Source organism: Roseomonas chloroacetimidivorans (assembly GCF_049629625.1).
Taxonomy (GTDB): Bacteria; Pseudomonadota; Alphaproteobacteria; order Acetobacterales; family Acetobacteraceae; genus Roseomonas; species Roseomonas chloroacetimidivorans.
The window spans coordinates 134192-154281 of the sequence record NZ_JBNBZS010000004.1 but is presented as its reverse complement, the minus strand read 5'-3'; the positions used below and the strand labels follow the sequence as shown (position 1 = coordinate 154281).

The following is a 20090-nucleotide window of genomic DNA, read 5'->3' as shown; positions in this document are numbered from 1 at the left end:
GATAGCCCGGGCGATGCACGCCCCACTCAGGCCGCAAGCGCCGGCATTCCGCGCAGCGCAGCGCCCTGCAGTGCCGCGAAGATGGCCACCACCAGCGCCTGGGCCAGCACGAAGCCGGCGCCGAGCAGATTCGGCACAACCCAGCCCAGCGCGAGGATACCGACACTTTCCACAACCCAGAGAGCATTGATGGCGACCACTGCCAGGACCATCCCCCGGGCGGGCATGGCACGCAGGCCCAACCAGGCGACGAAGGCGGCATAGGGCAGCAGCACCGCCCCGGCCCCGCGCAGCAGTTCCTGCGGCAGGTGGGTGTGCCCGGCGAGCGGCCCGGCCGCCAGGAGCATCAGCGCGCCTGTGGCGCCGCTGGCCACCGCGTCCAGCAGCAGGGCGCGGCGAAGGAAGGGGGAGGCGTTCATGGGATCGGTTCCTTTTCGTGCCCGGCGGGATGGCCGGTGCGGCGAAACCTGATCCACCGGCCCGTAGCGGGTCGATGACCTCGGAGGTCATGGAGATGCTGCGCCAGACGCCGCTACCCTCCGGGCATGAGCACACGCATGGCCCCGATCGGCGAACATCTCCGCAGCTGGCGGCAGCGCCGGCGCATGAGCCAGATGGACCTGGCGCTCGATGCCGAAATCTCCACCCGCCACCTGAGCTACCTCGAGACAGGCCGCGCCATGCCCAGCCGGGCCATGGTGCTGCGGCTGGCCGAGCAGCTGGACGTGCCGCTGCGCGAACGCAATCTTTGGCTGGTGGCGGCCGGCTTCGCCCCCGCCTATCCCGAGCGCTCGCTGGACGACCCCGCGATGCGACCTGCCCGTGCGGCGATGGAAGCGGTGCTGGCCGCCCATGCGCCCAATCCCGCCCTGGCTGTGGACCGGCACTGGAACCTTGTCGCGGCCAATGCTTCGGTGAGCGCGCTGATCGCAGGAGTGGATGCGTCGTTGCTGGCGCCCCCACTAAACGTGCTGCGGCTGGTGCTGCACCCGAAGGGGCTGGCGCCGCGCATCCTCGATCTGGCCTCGTTGAAAGAACACCTGCTCGCGCGGCTGGCACGGCAGGCGATGATCTCGGGCGATCCGGCGCTGGCGGCGCTCCTGCGGGAGCTGCGCGACTTTCCCGCACCGCCGGGCCATCCGGAGGACCCGGAGGCGCTCGCCCTGTCCTTCAGGATTCGCGTCGGCAATGCCGTGCTGTCCTTTCTCACCACCACCATGGTCTTCGGCACGGCGCATGAGGTCGCGCTGTCGGAACTGACGGTCGAGACCTTCTTCCCGATGGACGACGCGACACGGGACGCTCTGCGCCGTCTGGGGTGAGCAAGGCCGGAGGAAGTGCCAGCTCGCCCGAATGTTCAGGGTGTGCGGATCAACATCGCTGAGCCCAGAAGCTGGTGCGTGTTTCGGGCTGAGCGCGGATAGGCACTTTAAGGTGACCCCGCTTCCGCGGGCTGCCTTCTGGTCCTGCTGCATCGGGCCGCCTACCTGCGGGGCCCAGGGCGAGCAGGATGGTGGAGAGCATGACAGGATCGGCACTGATCGCAGGGGTGAGCGGCATCGTCGGCAACAACCTCGCCCGGCGCCTGATCGGGCAGGGCTGGCAGGTCAGCGGCCTCGCGCGGCGCCCACCGGGTGATATCGAGGGGCTGCGGCCGGTCGCGGCAGACCTACTCGATCCTGCTGGGCTGCAGGCCGCGCTGCGCGACCAGCGCCCGAGCCATGTCTTCATCACCACCTGGCTGCGCCAGCCCACCGAGGCGGAGAACATCCGCGTCAACGCCGCCATGGTTCGCAACCTGCTGGACGCGCTGCGGCCAGCCGGCAGCATCACGCATGCCGCGCTCGTCACTGGCCTGAAGCACTATCTCGGGCCCTTCGAGGCCTATGGGAAGGGCAGCCTGCCCGCCACGCCCTTCCGCGAGAACCAGCCGCGGCTCGACATCGAGAACTTCTATTACGCCCAGGAGGACGAGGTCTTCGCCGCCGCCGCGCGGGACGGCTTCAGTTGGAGCGTGCACCGCCCGCACACCATCATCGGCTATGCGGTCGGCAATGCCATGAACATGGGCGTCACCCTGGCAGTCTATGCCACGCTGTGCCGCGAGACCGGCCGCCCCTTCCTCTTTCCCGGCTCCGCCATGCAGTGGAACGGGCTGACCGACATGACCGATGCGCGGCTTCTGGCGCGGCACCTGGAATGGGCCTCCACCACGTCGGCAGCCCGGAACCAGGCCTTCAACGTGGTCAATGGCGATGTCTTCCGCTGGAACTGGATGTGGGGCCGCATCGCCGAATGGTTCGGCCTGCAGCCCGGCCCCTTCCCCGGCCAGGGCACGCCCCTGGAACAGCAGCTGGCGGATGCCGCCCCGGCCTGGCGCGAGATCGCGCAGCGCCATGGGCTTGTGGAGCCCGAGCTGAACCGCCTGGTCTCGGCCTGGCACACCGATGCCGATCTCGGGCGCCCGATCGAGGTTGTCACCGATATGAGCAAGAGCCGGAAGCTTGGCTTCCTGGACTACCAGGCGACGGACGACGCCTTCTTCGACCTGTTCAGCACGCTGCGACAGGCCCGGATCATTCCTTGATCCTACGCCACAGGATCAGGCCAGGGGGAAGACCGCCTTCCCCAGGCTTGTTTCCTCAATTGAACAGCGTCGAAACCGAGGCCTCTTCGCTGATCCGCCGCATTGCCTCGGCCAGCAGCGGCGCGATGGTCAGCTGCTTGATGTTGGAGGAGACGCGCACCGCCTCAGTGGCCTGAATGCTGTCCGTGGTGATCATGTGCTGGATCGGCGCGGCACCGATGCGCGCCACCGCCCCGCCCGAGAAGACGCCATGCGTGACATAGACGCTGACGGAATGCGCGCCGTTCTTCAGCAGCGCCTCGGCCGCGTTGCACAGCGTGCCGCCGGAATCGACGATGTCGTCCACCAGGATGCAGTCGCGGCCGCTCACATCACCGATGACGTTCATCACCTCCGACACGCCGGCGCGGGGGCGGCGCTTGTCGATGATGGCCAGGTCCGTGTGCAGGCGCGTCGCGATGGCACGGGCACGCACCACGCCGCCCACATCGGGGGAGACGACCATCAGGTCGCGGCCCTTGAACCGCTCCTGGATGTCGCGCGCGAAGAGCGGAGCGGCGAAGAGGTTATCGACGGGGATGTCGAAGAAGCCCTGGATCTGGCCGGCATGCAGATCCAGCGTCAGCACGCGGTCGGCACCGGCCTGGGTGATCAGGTTCGCGACCAGCTTGGCCGAGATCGGCGTGCGGGGGCCGGACTTCCGGTCCTGCCTGGCATAGCCGAAATAGGGAACCACGGCGGTCACGCGGCGCGCGGAGGCGCGGCGCAGCGCGTCCAGCGTGATCAGCAGCTCCATCAGGTTGTCGTTGGCCGGGTAGCTCGTGGACTGGATGACGAAGACATCCTCGCCGCGGATGTTCTCCTGGATCTCGACGAAGATCTCCATATCCGCAAAGCGCCGGACCGAGGCCTGGGTGAGCGGCAGGTTAAGGGCCGCTGCGACCGCCTCGGCGAGCGGGCGGTTGCTGTTGCAGGCGAGGATCTTCATCCGCGTGACTTCTCCGGGCGCGCCGCCCGCAGGTCCGGGATCAGGTCCGGGGCCAGGCAGCGTGGGGCGGCGGCGGGATAGCAACCGTTGAGTGACAAGTCCATTCCGGCGAGTCGGCAGAGCCGCCCCTCGCAGGACGCATGCCACGGTGAGCGGATGCGCCCTGCGGCCACGTAGATGTTATCGGGAGCGCCGTGGCGCGGGCAGATCAGTGGCCCCGCTGGCAGGCATAGCGGCGCTGCTCCCCGAATTCGGCCCGGCGGCCGGGGCAGGCTCGGGCCCTGAATTGGACGCCGGACGCCGTGCAGCCGCCTCGCCCAGCCCCCCGGCATTGGCGATGATATCGCGCACGGCGACCGCCGCCTCCTCCGCCACCACATAGGCCACGTCCCCCCAGAGCCCGTTCAGGCTGCCGGTCGGTACCTCGTTGAGCTGGAGCGCGCGGCCGAGGTCATGCCCGTCCCGCCGGGTGACGATCCACTTGATCTCCACCCGCTGCTTGCGGTCCGGCGCCGGGGCCATCGCGACCTCGCCCGAGACAGAGAAGGCAGCCCCGTTGGAATCGTCCTGCACCACCAGGCCCTTGGTGGCCAGGAAGTCGCGCATGCGCTGTGCCAGGGCTTGGTTGCCGTCGCCCGGCGCCCCGGTCACCCCGGTGAAGCGCACCCGGGGCGGGCCGCCCGAACCATCGAAGGCCACGTTTTCTGAGGCGCGGCGCGCGGCCTCCCCGCGCGACAGCAGGCCGGCCACCACCGGCGCATCGCGGGCGGCCACCTGCCGCAGCATCGCGGGATCGGACTGGCTCCAGTCCCGTATCGGCACGGCGGCCCCCCGCGCCTGCCCGAGTACCCGGCCATCCGCGTCCACCACGGCATAGGCCGGGACCACGCCCTGGCCCTCGCTTTCCGCCGTGATGTCCAACCGCCAATCCAATGGCAGGGGCGGCCCAGCCACCGCCGGAACCTCAGCGGACTCCAGCGCATCAGCCATGGCCACGGCGAAATCGCCCGAGGCGGCGTCGCCCAGCAGCGCGGCGCCGGGCGCCGGCACAGCGATGCGGTAGGCCGGCGGCACGGCCAGGCGGCGGGCTTCCGCCCCCGGATTACCTCGGAAGGGCTGGGGTAGCGGCCCGCAGGCGGCCAGCAGGGCCAGCGGCAGCAGGACTAGGGAAAGACGCATCCGCTCAGCCGATCACGCAGGAGGCGATCAGGGTCAGGAACATCAGCACGGTGAACATGAAAACATAGGGCATGGGCGGGGGCCCTTATCTATGGCCGGGCGGCCGCGCGCCAGGGTGGTTATCCCGGCGCGGATCATCCGGGCAGGGCGATGGCGGAGAGCTGGTGGCCGATTGGCCCGCCCCCTTCCAGCGTGCGGCGACGATGGGAGAAGAACAGGGCCTCCTCCGCCAGGGTATCGTTCGGCAGGGCCTCGGCAGCCACCCCGGCGGCGCGCAGCCGGGCCAGGATCAGCCCGGCCATGTCGAACTGCCAGTGTTCCGGGCGCTTGCCCGGGGCAAGGAAGCGCTCCCCCTCGGGGTCACTGGCCAGCAAGGCCTCTCGCAGGTCGGGCCCCACCTCATAGCTCGGCTGGCGGATGCAGGGGCCCAGCGCGGCGGCAATGCCGTCCCGCCTCGCGCCCAGCCGCTCCATGGCCTCGATCGTGGCCTCCAACACCCCCGCCAGCGCCCCGCGCCAGCCGGCATGGCAAGCCCCGACCACCCCGGAGCGCGCATCGGCGAAGAGCACAGGGCCGCAATCGGCGGTGACGATGCCCAGGGTCACGCCGGGACGATTGGTCACCGCCCCATCCGCCTTCGGCCGGTTGCTGATCGGAATCGGCGCATCGGCCACCGCCACATCCACCCCATGCACCTGGAACAGGCTGGAGAGCGAGCCCGGATCGGCCCCGATCGCCCGCATCGCCAGGGCCCGGTTCTCCCGCACGGCCTCCGGGTCGTCCTGGCTAGAGAATGAGCAGTTGAGGCTTGCGAAGCGGCCGGTGGAGACGCCGCCTCGCCGGGTGAAGAAGCCGTGCGGCATCCCGGCCAGGCCGGAGGCAGTCAGGAACTCGGCGGTCATGCGGATTCGAAACCGGGCGGGGTGGGAAGGTTCGGGTGGCACAGGACCAGTGCCTTGAACAGCCGCCCCATGGCCTCGGGCGCCGTCAGGCGGGTTGCGGCCTCCAGATGGCGGCTTCCACGGCCCGGATCGGAGGCGGCCAGGGCGGCGGCGCGGCTGTGCAGGCCCAGGCGGGTCAGGAACACGCCCTGTGGCAGCGGGCCATGCGCCGAAGCCCCGGCGGCACGGGCCGCGCCGGCCAGGGCGGCGAAATCGACATGGGCGGTCAGGTCGGCGGTCCCGGGCTCGGCGAGCGGATCGGCCCGCTGGCGGTTCCGGATGGCCTGCAGGCTCTCACCCGGGCCGCTCTCACCCGGCCCATAATCGATGAACAGTGCCGCGCCGCCCTGCGCGGCCAGCCTTGCGCCCAGGGCGGAAGCCAGGGCCAAAGCGGGTTCGTTCACCTCGCGGATCTCGCCCTCCTCCCCCGCATTCGGCAGGGGCGCGTCGGGGGCGGGCTGCTCGATGAAGGCGCCGTCGGCCACGAAGCGCTCCGCCCAGGCGCTGCCGCGGCGCACGAACTGGCGGATCGGCAGGGCGTCCAGGAACTCGTTCGCCAGCAGGATCAGCGGTCCCTCCGGCAGCTCCGCCGCGTCGTCATGCCAGGTGGCGTCCGGCAACCGGGCACGCTGCGCCACCCGCAGCAGCGGCGAGGTCTCGATCAGGTGCAGCCGGGCCGCCCTGGCGAAGTCGGGCACCATGGACCGGATGGCGCGCAGCGCATCAGCCATCAGCGTGCCGCGCCCGGGCCCGGCCTCGGCCAGGATCACGGGATCGGGGCGGCCCATCAACTGCCAGGTCACGGCGGCCCAGAGCCCCAAGCATTCGCCAAAGGCCTGGGTGATCTCGGGCGCGGTGATGAAGTCACCCGCCGCGCCGAAAGGATCGCGGGACGCGTAATAGGCCGCGTTCGCGCGCGCCATGAAGGCGTCGAGGCGCTCCGCGCTCACTCGGCGGGCACCGCCACGGGCCTGCTGCGCGCCATCAGCCAGATCCCCACCAGCACCATCGGGATGGAAAGAAGCTGTCCCATGGTCGCGCCCGCGAAGAGGAAGCCGAGTTGCGGATCAGGCTGGCGGAAGAATTCACCGACGATACGCGCGACGCCATAGCCCGCCAGGAAGGCGCCCGAAGTGAAGCCCGGCCGCGCCCGCAGCCGCGGCGTACGCACGATCCATTGCAGGATCACCAGGAGGATCAGCCCCTCCATCGTCGCTTGGTAAAGCTGGGAGGGATGCCGCGGCTCCGGACCCGCATTGGGGAAGATCATGCCCCAGGGCACGTCAGTGGTGCGGCCCCACAGCTCGCCATTGATGAAGTTGGCGATGCGGCCGAGGCCGAGGCCGATCGGCACCACGCTGGTGACCCGGTCCGAGAAGGAAAGGAAGGGCACGCGGCCGCGATGGCAGAACCAGGCCAGCGCGATGATCACCCCCGCGGCGCCGCCATGGAAGGACATGCCGCCATGCCAGAGATAGGCGATTTCCCAGGGGGCGTTCGTGATGATGTCAGGCCGGTAGAACAGCACGTAGCCGATCCGCCCGCCGAGGATCACGCCCAGCGTCGCCCAGGTGACGAAGTCGTCCACCTGCTCTGGCGTACCGGCGGCCGGCGCCTTGGTCACAAGGCGCCGCGCGACCTGCCAGCCGATGACGATGCCGGCGATATAGGCCAGCGCGTACCAGCGCACGACGAAGGGCCCGATGGCGATGGCCACCGGGTCGAAGGCGGGGAACATGATGGCGGGAATCATATAGGCAGCTCCTCCGCGCTGGGCCGTCCGGCGGCAAAATCGGAGCCAAGGACGCCGGCTCCGCCGGTGACAAGAAACATGCGCGGCCTATCGAGCGGGTTCCGAAGCACGCGGGGTATAGGACCGATCGCGGCGACGGGGAAATGCCGCCCGGGTGAGACATGCCCCGGGGAGACAGCGGGCGGCCATCCACCTTGGGGCTAGGAAAAGCGCCCCAGGGTCTACGCCCGCAGGCCCATCGGGGCCATGTTAAGCGGGTGAACTGAGTGGAGGCGGAGATGCAAGAGGGTGGACAAGGTTCTTCCGGATCCTCCGGGGGTGGAGGCCCCTTCGGTGGCTTCGGAAAGGGCTTCGGCCCCGGCCGCGGCAAGCTCTTTGACGACCTGGCGGGCATGGCAGGCGGCGCCTTCTCCGTGCTCAACGGCGCGCGGGCGGAGATCGAGGCTGCGGTGCAGGCCCAGGTGGAGGCACTGACCGCCCGGCTGAACCTGGTGAAGCGCGAGGAGCTGGACGCGGCGCTGGAAGTGGCCCGCCGCGCGCGTGAGGAGGCGGAGTCTCTTGCCCAGCGCGTGGCCGCCCTGGAGGCCCGGCTGGACGCCATGCCTGCTGCTTCCGGGAACTCCGGAAACGGTACGGGCGACACGCCGCCGGACAATGGAACCGATCCCATCGTGATCTGAACCAAACGTTGCAGCCTTCGGCCTTGTCGCTGCGTTCGCCATCGCAGTATCAACAAGTTGGGGCCGACCCAGCCGATTCGATACCAGACTCGGGGGTCCGCCCGTCTCGGGATAGGAGGTGACGCATGTCAGCCACCCTCGCTGCCGACCGGGACAAGGCCGCCAATCCGCTCGACGTTGTCGAGCAGATCGTGGCGGCCAACGAATGGGCCTTCGACCGTCGCTCCGATGGAGAGATGGCCGCCGAGGCCCCCGGCAAGTGGTGCGACTACGGGTTGCACTTCGCGTGGTCCAACGAAATCAGCGCCATGCATTTCACCTGCGCCTTCGACATGAAGGTGCCGGCGGGGGCCCGTGCCAAGCTGCATGAGCTGCTGGCCCTGGCCAATGAGAAGCTCTGGATCGGCCATTTCGGGCTGGAGGGCGAGGAGGGCATTCCCGTCTTCCGGCATGCCGTCCTGCTGCGCGGCGCCCGCGCCGCCAGCGTCGAGAGCCTCGAGGACATGGTGGACATCGCCATCACCGAGTGCGAGCGCTTCTTCCCGGCCTTCCAGTTCGTTCTCTGGGGCGGAAAGCCACCGGCGGAAGCACTGGCGGCAGCCATGCTGGACTGCGTCGGCGAAGCCTGAGACCCTGAGCAAACCCGCCGCGAGGCGGGATTTGTTTTTGGGGAACGGATCGGCGGGCGCTGCCCGCCGGCGTTCCGTTCCCGAGGCTTGAGGGATCGCCGATGTCCGCTGAGGTTCTGCCGCCCGTTCTGCTGGTTGGCTGCGGCAAGATGGGGGGCGCGCTGCTCCAGGGCTGGCTGGAGCGCGGCCTGTCCCGCGCCGTGGTGGTCGAACCGCACAAACCTTCCACCGACGCCTTCGCCCACAGGGTGGAGGTGGTGCCGGATGCCGAATCCATTCCCTCGGGCTTCGTGCCCGAGGCCGTGGTCCTTGCCATCAAGCCGCAGCAGGCAGCCGAATCTCTGCCGGCCTATCGTCCCTTCGCGCGCGGGGGGGCCCTCTTTGTCTCGATCATGGCCGGCCGGACCATCTCCGGCCTGGACGGCCTGCTGGAAGGCGCGGCGGTGGTACGCGCCATGCCCAACACCCCCGCGGCCATCGGCCAGGGATTCACCGTGGCCTGCCCTGGCCGTCGGGTCTCCTCGGCACAGAAGGACCTCGCGGACCGTCTCCTGAGCGCGACGGGCGAGGTGGCCTGGGTCGATGCCGAGAGTTTGATCGACCCGGTCACCGCCGTCTCCGGCGGCGGCCCGGCCTATGTCTTCCTGCTGGCGGAATTGCTGGAGAAGGCGGCGCTGGAGCAAGGCGTGCCGCCCGATCTCGCCCGCCGCATGGCACGCGCCACGGTCGCCGGCTCCGGCGCGCTGCTGGGCCGCAGCACGGAGGATGCGGCGGTGCTGCGGCAGAATGTCACCTCTCCCAAGGGCACGACCGAGCAGGCCCTGGCCGTGCTGATGGCGCAGAGGGCATGGCCCGCCCTGATCTCCCAGGCGATCGAGGCCGCCACCAGGCGGTCCCGCGAGCTCGCGGGCTAGCAGCCCTTCATCTTGCGGCCCGCCGCACCGCGCGGGCTCCGCGGCGGTGACGATCATCCGGGCCGGAAGGCCGGGCGTCTGACCGGCCCGCCGGTCCGCGCGCCACACGTGGTTGATCCCTTTGCCGAATGGGCCATCTTGCAACGCGATGGATACGCATGACGCCCCCTCCCCGGCCCTTTTCGACGCCTTCTGGCGCGTCGTGGCCCAATATGGCTGGCACGGCACCACCTTCGCCCGCATCGCGGCCGAAAGCGGCGAAGGCCTGAGCGATCTGCGTGGCCGCTACGCCACCCCGGTCGACCTGCTCCGCGTCTATCACAGGGCGGTGGACCAGGCGGTGCTGGAGGGCACGGTGCCCGGCCAGACCGGCTTCGGCAGCGCGCGGGATCGCGTCTTCGACCTGCTGATGCGCCGCTTCGACGCCCTGGCGCCGCACCGTGCCGGCGTACTGCGCCTTCAGCGGGACCTGACACGGGATCCGCTTTCCGCCCTGCTGCTCTCCCCACTTCTGATGGCCTCCATGGCCTGGACGCTGGAGGGCGCGGGCGTCTCCACGGCCGGGATCACCGGCGCGCTGCGCGTGCAGGGCCTGACCGGAGTTTGGATCTCCGCCGCCCGGGCCTGGGAGGGGGATGAGAGCATCGATCTCGGCCCCACCATGGCCGCGCTGGACCGCGCGCTGGACCGCGCCGAGAGGATCGCCCGCACCCTGCGCCTGACGGAGGAGGACCCCTCCCCCGGCCCGGTGGAGGGCGCCGATTCCCCGCCGCCCGACATTGTGGACCCGCCGCTGGCCGATACGGGCATCATGGTGGCGAGCGCCGATACCGGTTCCGACCTTCCAGGGCAGGGCGGCGAACCCGCCGTGACACCGGAGGCTCCCCTTCCCCCGAGCCCACCGGCGCCTCCTTCGGCGCTGGGCCCCGACGAGCCAGGCGATGCGCCGGAGGCCCCTCTCAAGAAGCCAGGGCGCGGCCCCGGCGCAGTTTCAACGGGCTGACATCGCGCCGTGCTTGCGGCGGCCCGCCGGGAAGCGCCAGAGTGAAACCGTCAATCCAGAATGGAGGAATGCCATGTCCGACCGCCCCACCCTTCCGCCGGAGATGGACCCGATGCGCCTCCTGTCCGAAATGCGCGTGCCCATGGTTGATGTGGAAGCCCTGGCTGCCGCGCAGCGCCGGAACCTGGAGGCACTCTCCGCCGCCAACCGCGTGGCGCTGGAGGGCGCGCAGGCGGTGGCCCGCCGCCATATGGAAATCCTGCAGCAGTCCATGTCGGACATGACGGAAGCCGTGCGCGGCGCCTCCACTGGCGGCAACCCGCAGGAGCGCGCTGCCAAGCAGGCCGAGATCGTCAAGGCCAGCTACGAGAAGGCCGTGACCAACATGAAGGAACTGGCCGACCTCATCCAGAAGTCGAACGCCGAGGCGCTGACGGTGCTGAACAAGCGCTTCTCGGAAGCGATGGACGAGGTGCGCGGACTGGTCGCGAAGAAGTAGCGCTGAAGCTGCCGGCGGGCGCCGCGACTACGGCGCCTCGCCTTCCGGCTTCTCCAGCCGTGCACCGTCCAGCAAGGCATCGCGCTTCGTCCTCGCCTCTGCATCCTTCGCCCGCTCTGCCTTTGTGCGGCCATGGGCGGTCCGGTTGGCGGCTGCCCTGGCCTCCGTCGCGGCTCGGTCGCGCGCCTTGCGGGCGCGGTTCAGGTTGACGATCTCGGCCATGGGCTCAGGATAGGATGGATTGCGCCGGATCGGAATCGGCCGGTTCGCAACCTGGCTCCGCCATCTTGGCCGGGGCGCGCCCAAACCGCCGGGTGGCATGGCCCGGCACCATGGAAATGCCGGAGTTCCCCGCATGCAGATCGAGCTGACTGCCGCCGATGGCCATCGCCTCTCCGCCTGGCGCACCGGCCCCACCGATGCGAAGCGCGCCCTGGTGGTGGTGCAGGAGATTTTTGGGGTGAACCCGCATATGAGGCGGTTGTCGGACCATCTCGGCAGCCTGGGCTATGCCGTGGTCACCCCCGCCTTGTTCGACCGCGCCGAGCGCGGGGTTGAACTGGGTTACGAGGCCGAGGACCGCGAGCGCGGGATGGCGCTGCGGAAGCAGGTCTCGGATGAAGCCGTGATGATGGACATCGAGGCGGCGGCGAAGGCCCTGCCGGCGGGCGCCACGCACGGGATCATCGGCTATTGCTGGGGCGGCACCATCGCCTGGTGGGGCGCCACCCGCTCCCGCTCCTTCAAGGCCGCGGTCGGCTATTATGGCGGCGGCATCGCCGGCACCCGCACCGAGGCGCCCCATTGCCCGGTCCAGCTCCATTTCGGCGCCGAGGACAAGGGCATTCCCCTCTCTGATGTGGAGCTGGTGCGGCAGGCGCAGCCGGATGTGGAGATCTTCGTCTATCCGGGCGCCGGTCATGGCTTCGCCTGCGAGGACCGCTCCAGCTACGACGCCGCTGCCACGGCGCTGGCCGAAGAGCGGGCACTCGCCTTCCTCTCCAGGCATCTGGGCTAAGAAGCCAGAGCGATGCTCCAGCCGCTGGTCGCGATCGTCATCTTCCTGCTTATGCTGATCGGTATCCCCTATGTCTGGCCGAATGGCTTCTCGGAGCCGCCGCTGGTGATGATCGGGCTGCTTGCGATTGCTGCTGCGGCGGCATTCGTGGTGGGGCGCCGCCGCCGGAAGCGTGGCTGGGGCACCAGCTCCAGCGCCTGACCCGGTCGGGGCGGATCAGCCGCCCCGGCCGGCCGCCCGGGCCAGGATCGTCGCCGCATCCGCGCCCTGCCCTTCCCCGGCCCAGGCTACGAACTGGTCGGGCCGGACCAGCACCTGCGTTGCCGCATAGGCAGCGCGCGCGGCCTCGCCGCCTTCCACCACCGTCAGCGGAACGCCGAGCCTTCCGGCCGCCTCGGCGAAAGGCCCGGCACCGCTTCCCTTCATGTCGAGAAGGGTGAAGCCCAGCCCCAGGACCTCGAAGACATTCGCGCCGGAGGGCAGCGGCTGCGGCGCGAGATGATGGCCCGGCCGCGCAGCGAGGCTGTGGGATCCCATGGCACTTGGCCCCCGCCCCGGCGGTCCGATAACTATCGGGGAGCCCTCGTAATTCGGCTCGAAGGAGGCGACCTCTGACTTCGCGCCCGACTGCCGGGCAGTCCATTCCGCCTCGAAGGCGTGTTTGTCGCGCGCGGGGTCGAAGGCGGCCAGGAAGTCGCGGTCCGCATGAATGGACTTCTCGATGAAGTCCGCAGCGGTGGAGGCGAAAACGGGCCGGCGCTCGGCGTCGTAGGAATCGAGCAGCCCGGGCCCCGCCCAGCCCTGCAAGGTCGCAGCCAGCTTCCAGGCGAGGTTCGCCGCGTCCTCCAGCCCCGTGTTGATGCCGTAGCCGCCATAGGGCGGATGGCTGTGCGCGGCATCGCCGGCCACGAAGATGCGGCCCTTGCGATAGCTGTCGGCGATGGCGAAGCGCAGGTCCCAGAAGCCGATATGCTGGAAGGCCACGTCGAACTCGGCACCCGCCGCGCGATGGAGATAGGCGGCGAAGTCCATGCTGTCCTTCGTGGTGCCCACGGGCACCGGGGCGTGGAAGAAGAAGGTGCCCTCCAGGTCCACCCGGCCGAAGAACTGCCAGTAGCCCCGCAGCTCGGGGTGTAGCACGTTGTAGTAGGACTTGCCGGGATATCGCTTGAGCAACTCGTTCAGCCCTTCCGAGCGGAAGACGAGCAGCACCATCAGGCGGTCATGGTCCGAGCGGGTCTGCGTGATCCCGGCTGCCTCCCGCACGGTGGAGCGGCTGCCGTCGCAGCCCACCGCGTATTCGGCCCGCAGCACCCGCCGCCCTTCCCCGCCGCGTTCGGCGATGGTGACGCGCACGCCTGATTCGTCCTGCTCGACGCTTTCGGCGGTCCATCCATAGACCGCCTGCACGGAGGGAAGCTGCGCCAGGCGGGCGCGCAACACGGCCTCGGTCGCGTATTGCGGCAGGCGCTCATTGTCCGTGAAGTAGAAGGGGCGCACCAGTTCCCGCTGCAGCCAGTCGTAGTGATACTCGCTGAGCAGGGTGCCGTAGGCGGTCATGCCGCCAATCCCGTACTCCTTCGGGATGGTGCGGGCGGCGCGCAGCTCCTTCTCCGCGCCCCAGAAATAGAAGTGCTCCATCGTGCGCTGGGTCAGATTCTGGCCCTTCGGGATGGGCTGGGGCTGGAGATAGCGTTCGACCAAGGTGCAGCGGATGCCGCGCTGGCCGAGCGCGATCGCGAGGCCCGTGCCGACCGGCCCTCCTCCCACGATGATGACCTGGCTACTGTCCGGGGAGGCGGCGTTCATGGGCGTTGTCCGAAGCGGTCTTGGAATTGGCCTGCGGGGAAGCAGACCCCGTCAGGCTTCCATGAGGGGTTACGGCCGTCAAGTCGTCAGACGGCTGACGATCTGCGGCCCGGCCCGGTGATTCTGCCCGCGATGATTGACAGACGTCTCACCAATCGGACAGGCTGTTCGGATCCAGATCGCCAGAAGAGCAGGAAACGTCCGTGCGTCACCACGCCGTCCCGCGCCGCGGGCTCGCCGCGCTTGCCGCCCTCCCCTTCGTCGCGCGCGTGGCCGGCGCGCAGCAGACAGGGGCACCGCTACCCGATGGGCCGGTCACGATCGTCGTGCCCTACACGGCCGGCACGGGGCCCGACATCCTGGCGCGGCTCGCCAGCCCCTATCTGCAGCCGCGCCTGCGTCAGCCCGTGGTGGTGGACAACCGCGCGGGTGCCAGCGGGGTGATCGGCACCCAGTTCGTCGCCCGCGCGACGCCGGACGGGCGCACGCTGATGATGCAGCCCAACACCTTCGTTATGAATGCCAGCCTGTTTCCGCAGGTGCCCTATGACCCCGTGAAGGGCTTCACGCCCATTGCGCTGCTCACGCGCGGCGACCTGGCGCTGGTGGTGAATCCGGACGTGCCGGCGCGCGACGCAGGCGCCTTCGCGGAACTGGCCCGCAGCAGGCCCGGGCAGATCGACTACGCCTCTCCCGGTAATGGCACCCCGCAGCATCTGGGCATGGCGCTCTTCGCTCTCACCGCGAAGGTGGAACTGAACCACGTGCCCTATCGCGGCTCGGCTCCGGCGATCCAGGACCTGCTGGGCAAGCGCGTCGCGGCGATGGTGCTGCCCGTGCACACGGCGCTGCCGCTCGTCCAGGCCGGGCAGATCCGGATGCTGGCCGTGGCCAGCGACCAGCGCGCGCCCTCCGCCCCCGAGATCCCGACCCTGGCCGAGGCCGGTTTCCCCGGCGCCCAGGCCGATCTCTGGTACGGGCTGCTTGGTCCCGCCGGCCTGCCGGATGCGCTCGTGCGCCAGCTGAACGCCGAGTTGAATGCCTGGCTGGCCGAGCCTGCGACAGCCGAGGCACTGAAGGGCCAGGGCATGATCCCCACGCCCACCACGCCCGAGGCTTTCGGTCAGCTCGTGGCGCGTGACTACGCGCGCTGGGCAGCGGTGATCCGGGAAGCGAAGATCACGGCCGGGTAGGAGATCCGGGGCCGGACCAGGTGCGGCCGCGGGCGGACTGGAAGGGGCGGGTGATTTCCTGCAAACGGGATCCACCCTGCGTGAGGACCGGCCGCTGACCCAAACCGCTCCCTTGCCCACTGATGAGACGCAAGCCACGCGCGTCCCGTGCCCCGCCACGCTCGCGATCCTCTATGACCGGCCGGGCTTCAAGCTGCGGCGTGCCCATCAGGCCGCGCTCTCGGTCTTCGCCGAGGAGTGCCGGGCTTTCGAGGTAACAACCACCCAGTACGGAATCATGCTGGCGCTTCGGGAACGCCCCGGGCTGGATCAGATCGGCGTGGCGCAGGCGCTTGGCCTGGACCGCTCCACCACCGGCATGGTCGTCGGTCTGCTGGAGGAACGCGGCCTGCTGCGGCGTGAGAGGCACGGAACGGATCGCCGGCGGCGCGTGCTGACCCTGACGGAGGAAGGCACCCGCTTACTCGAAGCCATCGGCCCGGCGGCGGAGCGCGCGCGCCAGCGGCTGATGGAGCCCCTCTCGGAGAAGGAGGCTGCGTCCCTCAGCGCGTTGCTGGACAAGCTGCTGAACCACCACGACGCCGCGGTGCGCGTGCCGCTGATGCGCGCCGGGACCTGAGCGGCGACTAGACCGCTGCCCCGGAGCGCCGGCGCAGCCGCGTGACATAGGCGAAGCGCGCCGCTGGATGCAGGCTGATGGTGACCACCAGCGGTGCCCCCGCCGGGTCAAGATAGCGACGCATGATTTCCAACGCGTGGCTATCTGGATCCGCCTCCAGCGCCCGAGCAACCGGGCCTTCCGGCACGCCGGAAGCGCGGATTTCCTGCCGCACCTCCTCGATGGGACGGCCTGAGGCTTCCGCCACCATGACCGCGATCAGCGTCAGGCATTCCGGATCGCGCAGGCGCTGGGCCAGGTTGGTCGGCGCGGAGTCGGCATCCGCATAGGCGTCCGTCCAGCATAGCGGCGGGCCGCCATCCGCCAGCGGGATGCGCAGGCTTTCGACATGGAGCCAGCGACTGCCAGGGCGCACCGAGAGACGCGCGGCCAGGCCGTCATCCGCCACCACCGGACGGATATGCATCACGCGGCGAGTTGTCTCGGCCGCGTATTGCAGCAGGTCATCCACAGCGTTCAGAGATTGCGAATAGGCGCCGGGCTGGCCTTCCGGCCTCGTCGCCGTCACCCGCGTGCCGTCGCGGCGCCGGCGGGAGACGAGGCCCAGTTCCTCCAGCCGAAGCAGCGCTGCCCGCACCGTGGCGCGGCTCACCCCACGCTCGGCGGACAGCTCCAGCTCGGTCGGCAGGCGGCTGCCCACGGGGTGCAGGCCGCGCGCGATTTCGCCGGCGATGTCACGGGCCAGTGCGGCGTAGCGGGGCGGAGCTTGGGAGGCGGACATGGAACCCTGCCAGGGTAGGCACGGAGGGCGCGTTGACAAGGCCGCCCCAGCCTCCTTATTGGTTCGTACCAATAATTAAGAACGAACCTTTGGGAGAAGTCTCCATGGCCCTGCGCCGCCGCTCCGTCCTGGCCGCCGCGTCCCTGCTGCCCGCCCTCTCCGCCCGGCGCGTCATGGCCCAGGGTGCCTATCCCGACCGCCCAATCCGCCTGATCCTGCCCTTCGCAGCGGGCGGCCCCACCGACACACTCGGACGCGTCTTCGCCGAAGCTCTGGGCAAGCAGATGAACGCGCGCGTGCTGGTCGAGAACCGCACCGGCGCCGGATCGACGATCGGGGCCGATGTCGTCGCGAAGGCGCCAAAGGACGGCTACACGCTGCTGTTCAACAACCTGTCCCACTCCATCAACCCATCGCTCTATCGGCGCATGTCCTATGACACGGTGGCGGACTTCGCCCCGGTGAGCACCTTGATGGAGGGGCCGGTGGTGCTGCTGGTCCGCGCGGATTCACCCTTCCGTTCGCTGCGCGACCTGATCGAGGCAGTGCGCGCCCAGCCCGACCATTTCGACTATGGCTCCGCCGGCAACGGCTCCGCAGCGCATGTCTCGCAGGTGCAGATCCTGTCCCTGACGAAGACGCGGATGAACCACATTGTCTATCGCGGCGTCGCGCCAGCGATGACGGATCTGATCGCGGGCACGCTGACCCTGGTGAACGACACCTCCACCACCGCGCTGGGCAGCATCCGTGGTGGAATGGTACGGCCGCTCGCCGTTACCTCCGCCACGCGCGTGCCCTTCCTGCCCGACCTGCCCACCGTGCGCGAAAGCGGCATCCCGGAACTGGCGGATTTCCAGATGTCCACCTGGAACATGCTGCTCGCCCCGGCGGGAACGCCACAGCCGATCCTGGACCGCCTGCATGAGGACACGCGCAAGGTGCTGGCGGAGCCCGCCTTCATCGCCAAGCTGGCCGAGCTGGGCAATGTGCCGATGCCCGCGACCGATCAGGCCGGTGCCCGTGCCTTCCTCGTCTCCGAGATGGAACGCTGGCGCGGCGTGATGCAGGCCGCCGGCATACAGCCCGAATAGCACGCAGCACCACCGACCGCCTTCCCGGAGTTCCCATGCCCAGCACCCCGCTCGACTCCCTGCTCTTCCGCGACATGTTCGGCACGCCGGCCATGCGCGCCATCTTCACCGACATGGCTCTCGTAGACCGCTATCTGGAGGCGGAGGTGGCGCTCGCCCGCGCCGAGGCACGCTGCGGCGTCATTCCGGCTGAAGCGGCTGACGCCATTGCCAAGGCGGCCGGGAACATGGCGATCGACTGGGATCGCCTGCGGCTCGAGACGGAGAATGTCGGCTATCCCATCCTGCCGCTCGTGCATCAGCTTTCCGAAGCAGCGGGCGAGGCCGGACGGTATGTGCACTGGGGTGCGACGACCCAGGACATCATGGACACGGCCAATGTGCTCCAGCTTCGCGCCGCGCTGGAGCTTGTCGCGAGTGATATCGAGGCGCTGCGGGGCATCCTGGCGGTGCTGGCCGCGAAGCACCGCGACACGCCGATGGCCGGGCGCACCCATTTGCAGCAGGCCCTGCCCGTCACCTTCGGCTACAAGGTTGCCATCTGGCTCTCCGCCATGGATCGGCATGCGGAGCGGCTGGAACAGCTTCGCCCGCGCGCGCTGATGGGGCAGTTCGCGGGCGCGGCCGGCACCCTCGCCTCCCTCGGCGAGGATGGGTTCCGCGTGCAGCAGGCCTTTTGCGAGGAGCTGGGCCTGAACCAGCCGCCGATCACCTGGCATGTCGCGCGTGATGGGTTGGCGGAGGCGGTGTCCTTCCTCGGTCTCGTCACCGGCAGCCTCGGCAAGATCGCGACCGATGTGATGCTGATGATGTCGAGCGAGTTCGGCGGCGAGGTGATGGAGCCCTTCGTGAAAGGGCGCGGCGCCTCCTCCACCATGCCGCAGAAGCGCAACCCGATCTCCTCCGAGATCATGCTGGCCACCGCCAAGGCTGTGCGGCAGCAGGTGGCGCTGATGCTGGACGGCATGATCCACGATTTCGAGCGCGCGACCGGGCCGTGGCACCTGGAATGGCTCGCCCTGCCGGAGAGCTTCATCCTGACCGCCGGCTGCCTGGGGCAGGCGAAGTTCGCCCTCTCCGGCCTGACCGTCGACGCGGCACGGATGCGCGCGAATCTGGACATGACCGGCGGGCTGATCGTGGCGGAGGCGGTGATGATGGCCGCGGCACCGAAGCTGGGCCGGCAGCATGCGCATGACGTGGTCTATGATGCCTGCCGCGCCGCCATCACCTCCAGCCGCACCCTGGCCGAGGCCCTGATGGAGGTGCCGGAGGTGGTGGACGCGCTGGGTGGACGCGAAGGCGTGGAAGCGCGCTGCGACCCGGCAAATTACCTTGGATTGGCGCCGCGGATGGTTGACCGGGTGCTTGCGGGACGCTGAGTGCTAAAAGGCCGGGGAGAGGGAATTCTCCCCGGCCTCGTTATTCTCTTAGTCGAGTTTGGAGCGCGATCAGGCTGCCTTTAGCACCCGTCCAGCAACAGCATCCAGCTTGGCCACCAGCGCCGGATCACGCTTCTCCGGCGGGGTGACAATGGCGTTGTCCAGCGCGCGGTCGCAACCGGAGGGGCAGAGGCCGCGCGGCTTGCCCAGGGCCGGCACCACGGCGCGCACAAGATCCTTGGCGCGGCCGGCATTCTCCAGCATCACCTTCACCACCGCATCGACGGTGACGTGGTCATGGTCCGGGTGCCAGCAGTCGTAATCGGTGACCATGGCGACGGTCGCGTAGCAAAGCTCCGCCTCACGAGCGAGCTTGGCCTCCGGCATGTTCGTCATTCCGATCACGTCACAGCCCCAGGCGCGGTACAGCTCGCTCTCCGCCTTGGTGGAGAATTGCGGGCCTTCCATCACGAGATAGGTGCCGCCGCGCTTGTACTTCAGCCCGATTCCGCGCGCAGCCTCCTCCAGCTCGTCGCCCAAGCGCGAGCAGAGCGGGTGAGCCATCGACACATGCGCAACGCATCCCGTCTCAAAGAAGCTCTTCTTGCGGGCGAAGGTGCGGTCGATGAACTGATCGACGATGACGAAGCTGCCGGGCGGCAGGTCGGCATTGAGGCTGCCCACCGCCGAGAGGGAAAGAATTTCCGTGCAGCCGGCACGCTTCATGATGTCGATATTGGCGCGGTAGTTCAGCTCACTGGGCGGAATGCGGTGCCCCCGGCCGTGACGCGGCAGGAAAACGCAGCGCACCCCGCCCAGGGTGCCGAAGAGCAATTCGTCCGAGGGCTCGCCCCAGGGGCTTTCCACACGCTGCCAACGCCGGTCTTCCAGACCCTCGATGTCATAAAGGCCGGAACCGCCGATGAGGCCGATGACGGGCGTGATCAGGTCGGACATCGCGAGCTCCGTAGGACTCTGGTGAGAGGTGCCCCGCTCTAAGGCCTGATCAGCCAAAGGAAAA

The 20090-nt window shown here is 69.4% G+C and carries 23 protein-coding genes; 13 read left to right on the top strand and 10 right to left on the bottom strand.

All coding sequences use genetic code 11. From position 1 onward, the window contains the following. Positions 1–26: 26 nt before the first annotated feature. Entirely contained in the window at positions 27–419 is a 393-nt protein-coding gene (locus tag ACO1BU_RS04670; protein WP_424134745.1) for a hypothetical protein, read from the bottom strand. Between the two features lie 126 nt (positions 420–545). On the opposite strand from ACO1BU_RS04670, the gene ACO1BU_RS04665 reads away from it, so the two are divergent. After that, complete coding sequence (locus ACO1BU_RS04665; RefSeq protein ID WP_424134744.1) at positions 546–1322, top strand: helix-turn-helix domain-containing protein; 777 nt, start codon at positions 546–548, stop codon at positions 1320–1322. A 200-nt stretch (positions 1323–1522) separates the two neighbouring features. Next, entirely contained in the window at positions 1523–2587 is a 1065-nt protein-coding gene (locus tag ACO1BU_RS04660) for an SDR family oxidoreductase (RefSeq protein ID WP_424134743.1), read from the top strand. A gap of 55 nt (positions 2588–2642) precedes the next feature. On the opposite strand, the gene ACO1BU_RS04655 is transcribed toward ACO1BU_RS04660, so the two are convergent. The 5 genes from ACO1BU_RS04655 to lgt form a co-directional block, all read right to left on the bottom strand. Then, positions 2643–3575 carry a ribose-phosphate pyrophosphokinase gene (locus ACO1BU_RS04655; protein ID WP_424134742.1) on the bottom strand — a complete coding sequence of 311 codons (933 nt, stop codon included), beginning with the start codon at positions 3573–3575 and terminating at the stop codon, positions 2643–2645. Between the two features lie 180 nt (positions 3576–3755). Next, entirely contained in the window at positions 3756–4754 is a 999-nt protein-coding gene (locus tag ACO1BU_RS04650) for a hypothetical protein (RefSeq protein WP_424134741.1), read from the bottom strand. Positions 4755–4888: 134 nt separating this feature from the next. After that, the gene (pgeF, locus tag ACO1BU_RS04645; RefSeq protein ID WP_424134740.1) at positions 4889–5656 is read right to left on the bottom strand and encodes a peptidoglycan editing factor PgeF; all 768 of its coding nucleotides are present in this window, start codon (positions 5654–5656) and stop codon (positions 4889–4891) included. Continuing rightward, positions 5653–6618 (bottom strand): class I SAM-dependent methyltransferase, encoded by a 966-nt coding sequence (locus ACO1BU_RS04640; protein ID WP_424134874.1) that lies wholly within the window; start codon positions 6616–6618, stop codon positions 5653–5655. The genes pgeF and ACO1BU_RS04640 overlap by 4 nt, the downstream gene beginning before the upstream one ends. Before the next feature lie 23 nt (positions 6619–6641). Next, positions 6642–7448 (bottom strand): prolipoprotein diacylglyceryl transferase, encoded by an 807-nt coding sequence (gene lgt / locus ACO1BU_RS04635; protein WP_424134739.1) that lies wholly within the window; start codon positions 7446–7448, stop codon positions 6642–6644. Between the two features lie 278 nt (positions 7449–7726). Here lgt and ACO1BU_RS04630 point away from each other — a divergent pair, with 278 nt between their 5' ends. The 5 genes from ACO1BU_RS04630 to ACO1BU_RS04610 all read left to right on the top strand — a co-directional run bounded on the left by ACO1BU_RS04630 (position 7727) and on the right by ACO1BU_RS04610 (position 11173). Beyond that, positions 7727–8128, top strand: a complete 402-nt coding sequence (locus ACO1BU_RS04630; RefSeq protein WP_424134738.1) for an accessory factor UbiK family protein — start codon at positions 7727–7729, stop codon at positions 8126–8128. 125 nt (positions 8129–8253) lie between these two features. Next, positions 8254–8757 carry a type III secretion system chaperone family protein gene (locus ACO1BU_RS04625; protein ID WP_424134737.1) on the top strand — a complete coding sequence of 168 codons (504 nt, stop codon included), beginning with the start codon at positions 8254–8256 and terminating at the stop codon, positions 8755–8757. Between the two features lie 101 nt (positions 8758–8858). After that, positions 8859–9671, top strand: a complete 813-nt coding sequence (gene proC, locus ACO1BU_RS04620; protein WP_424134736.1) for a pyrroline-5-carboxylate reductase — start codon at positions 8859–8861, stop codon at positions 9669–9671. 148 nt (positions 9672–9819) lie between these two features. Beyond that, positions 9820–10674, top strand: coding sequence for a TetR family transcriptional regulator (locus tag ACO1BU_RS04615; RefSeq protein WP_424134735.1), 855 nt, complete (start codon positions 9820–9822; stop codon positions 10672–10674). 73 nt (positions 10675–10747) lie between these two features. Continuing rightward, entirely contained in the window at positions 10748–11173 is a 426-nt protein-coding gene (locus tag ACO1BU_RS04610; protein WP_424134734.1) for a phasin family protein, read from the top strand. 27 nt (positions 11174–11200) lie between these two features. On the opposite strand, the gene ACO1BU_RS04605 is transcribed toward ACO1BU_RS04610, so the two are convergent. Then, the gene (locus ACO1BU_RS04605; RefSeq protein WP_424134733.1) at positions 11201–11395 is read right to left on the bottom strand and encodes a DUF4169 family protein; all 195 of its coding nucleotides are present in this window, start codon (positions 11393–11395) and stop codon (positions 11201–11203) included. 133 nt (positions 11396–11528) lie between these two features. Here ACO1BU_RS04605 and ACO1BU_RS04600 point away from each other — a divergent pair, with 133 nt between their 5' ends. After that, positions 11529–12191, top strand: a complete 663-nt coding sequence (locus ACO1BU_RS04600) for a dienelactone hydrolase family protein (protein ID WP_424134732.1) — start codon at positions 11529–11531, stop codon at positions 12189–12191. A 12-nt stretch (positions 12192–12203) separates the two neighbouring features. Then, positions 12204–12392, top strand: a complete 189-nt coding sequence (locus ACO1BU_RS04595; RefSeq protein ID WP_424134731.1) for an LPXTG cell wall anchor domain-containing protein — start codon at positions 12204–12206, stop codon at positions 12390–12392. 15 nt (positions 12393–12407) lie between these two features. Here the strand turns inward: ACO1BU_RS04595 and ACO1BU_RS04590 are convergent, their stop codons facing one another. After that, positions 12408–14000, bottom strand: a complete 1593-nt coding sequence (locus ACO1BU_RS04590) for an FAD-dependent monooxygenase (RefSeq protein WP_424134730.1) — start codon at positions 13998–14000, stop codon at positions 12408–12410. A gap of 203 nt (positions 14001–14203) precedes the next feature. Between ACO1BU_RS04590 and ACO1BU_RS04585 the strand changes: the two genes are divergently transcribed. Both ACO1BU_RS04585 and ACO1BU_RS04580 read left to right on the top strand, forming a co-directional pair. Continuing rightward, the gene (locus ACO1BU_RS04585) at positions 14204–15193 is read left to right on the top strand and encodes a tripartite tricarboxylate transporter substrate binding protein (protein WP_424134729.1); all 990 of its coding nucleotides are present in this window, start codon (positions 14204–14206) and stop codon (positions 15191–15193) included. A gap of 112 nt (positions 15194–15305) precedes the next feature. Further along, positions 15306–15812 (top strand): MarR family winged helix-turn-helix transcriptional regulator, encoded by a 507-nt coding sequence (locus tag ACO1BU_RS04580; protein WP_424134728.1) that lies wholly within the window; start codon positions 15306–15308, stop codon positions 15810–15812. A 7-nt stretch (positions 15813–15819) separates the two neighbouring features. Here ACO1BU_RS04580 and ACO1BU_RS04575 read toward each other — a convergent pair whose 3' ends face one another. Then, positions 15820–16593 carry a GntR family transcriptional regulator gene (locus ACO1BU_RS04575; RefSeq protein WP_424134727.1) on the bottom strand — a complete coding sequence of 258 codons (774 nt, stop codon included), beginning with the start codon at positions 16591–16593 and terminating at the stop codon, positions 15820–15822. A gap of 104 nt (positions 16594–16697) precedes the next feature. On the opposite strand from ACO1BU_RS04575, the gene ACO1BU_RS04570 reads away from it, so the two are divergent. Both ACO1BU_RS04570 and pcaB read left to right on the top strand, forming a co-directional pair. Continuing rightward, positions 16698–17687 carry a Bug family tripartite tricarboxylate transporter substrate binding protein gene (locus tag ACO1BU_RS04570; RefSeq protein ID WP_424134726.1) on the top strand — a complete coding sequence of 330 codons (990 nt, stop codon included), beginning with the start codon at positions 16698–16700 and terminating at the stop codon, positions 17685–17687. Between the two features lie 35 nt (positions 17688–17722). Further along, entirely contained in the window at positions 17723–19069 is a 1347-nt protein-coding gene (gene pcaB, locus ACO1BU_RS04565; protein WP_424134725.1) for a 3-carboxy-cis,cis-muconate cycloisomerase, read from the top strand. 69 nt (positions 19070–19138) lie between these two features. On the opposite strand, the gene ACO1BU_RS04560 is transcribed toward pcaB, so the two are convergent. Next, on the bottom strand, positions 19139–20026 hold the full coding sequence (locus ACO1BU_RS04560) for an S-methyl-5'-thioadenosine phosphorylase (RefSeq protein WP_424134724.1): 888 nt from the start codon (positions 20024–20026) through the stop codon (positions 19139–19141). Positions 20027–20090: the final 64 nt, after the last annotated feature.

Excerpts from the sequence above, each read along its gene's own strand:
- ACO1BU_RS04670 (WP_424134745.1), bottom strand. The coding sequence starts at position 419 with ATGAACGCCTCCCCCTTCCTTCGCCGCGCCCTGCTGCTGGACGCGGTG.
- ACO1BU_RS04665 (WP_424134744.1), top strand. The coding sequence starts at position 546 with ATGAGCACACGCATGGCCCCGATCGGCGAACATCTCCGCAGCTGGCGG.
- ACO1BU_RS04660 (WP_424134743.1), top strand. The coding sequence starts at position 1,523 with ATGACAGGATCGGCACTGATCGCAGGGGTGAGCGGCATCGTCGGCAAC.
- ACO1BU_RS04655 (WP_424134742.1), bottom strand. The coding sequence starts at position 3,575 with ATGAAGATCCTCGCCTGCAACAGCAACCGCCCGCTCGCCGAGGCGGTC.
- ACO1BU_RS04650 (WP_424134741.1), bottom strand. The coding sequence starts at position 4,754 with ATGCGTCTTTCCCTAGTCCTGCTGCCGCTGGCCCTGCTGGCCGCCTGC.
- pgeF (WP_424134740.1), bottom strand. The coding sequence starts at position 5,656 with ATGACCGCCGAGTTCCTGACTGCCTCCGGCCTGGCCGGGATGCCGCAC.
- ACO1BU_RS04640 (WP_424134874.1), bottom strand. The coding sequence starts at position 6,618 with ATGGCGCGCGCGAACGCGGCCTATTACGCGTCCCGCGATCCTTTCGGC.
- lgt (WP_424134739.1), bottom strand. The coding sequence starts at position 7,448 with ATGATTCCCGCCATCATGTTCCCCGCCTTCGACCCGGTGGCCATCGCC.
- ACO1BU_RS04630 (WP_424134738.1), top strand. The coding sequence starts at position 7,727 with ATGCAAGAGGGTGGACAAGGTTCTTCCGGATCCTCCGGGGGTGGAGGC.
- ACO1BU_RS04625 (WP_424134737.1), top strand. The coding sequence starts at position 8,254 with ATGTCAGCCACCCTCGCTGCCGACCGGGACAAGGCCGCCAATCCGCTC.
- proC (WP_424134736.1), top strand. The coding sequence starts at position 8,859 with ATGTCCGCTGAGGTTCTGCCGCCCGTTCTGCTGGTTGGCTGCGGCAAG.
- ACO1BU_RS04615 (WP_424134735.1), top strand. The coding sequence starts at position 9,820 with ATGGATACGCATGACGCCCCCTCCCCGGCCCTTTTCGACGCCTTCTGG.
- ACO1BU_RS04610 (WP_424134734.1), top strand. The coding sequence starts at position 10,748 with ATGTCCGACCGCCCCACCCTTCCGCCGGAGATGGACCCGATGCGCCTC.
- ACO1BU_RS04605 (WP_424134733.1), bottom strand. The coding sequence starts at position 11,395 with ATGGCCGAGATCGTCAACCTGAACCGCGCCCGCAAGGCGCGCGACCGA.
- ACO1BU_RS04600 (WP_424134732.1), top strand. The coding sequence starts at position 11,529 with ATGCAGATCGAGCTGACTGCCGCCGATGGCCATCGCCTCTCCGCCTGG.
- ACO1BU_RS04595 (WP_424134731.1), top strand. The coding sequence starts at position 12,204 with ATGCTCCAGCCGCTGGTCGCGATCGTCATCTTCCTGCTTATGCTGATC.
- ACO1BU_RS04590 (WP_424134730.1), bottom strand. The coding sequence starts at position 14,000 with ATGAACGCCGCCTCCCCGGACAGTAGCCAGGTCATCATCGTGGGAGGA.
- ACO1BU_RS04575 (WP_424134727.1), bottom strand. The coding sequence starts at position 16,593 with ATGTCCGCCTCCCAAGCTCCGCCCCGCTACGCCGCACTGGCCCGTGAC.
- ACO1BU_RS04570 (WP_424134726.1), top strand. The coding sequence starts at position 16,698 with ATGGCCCTGCGCCGCCGCTCCGTCCTGGCCGCCGCGTCCCTGCTGCCC.
- pcaB (WP_424134725.1), top strand. The coding sequence starts at position 17,723 with ATGCCCAGCACCCCGCTCGACTCCCTGCTCTTCCGCGACATGTTCGGC.
- ACO1BU_RS04560 (WP_424134724.1), bottom strand. The coding sequence starts at position 20,026 with ATGTCCGACCTGATCACGCCCGTCATCGGCCTCATCGGCGGTTCCGGC.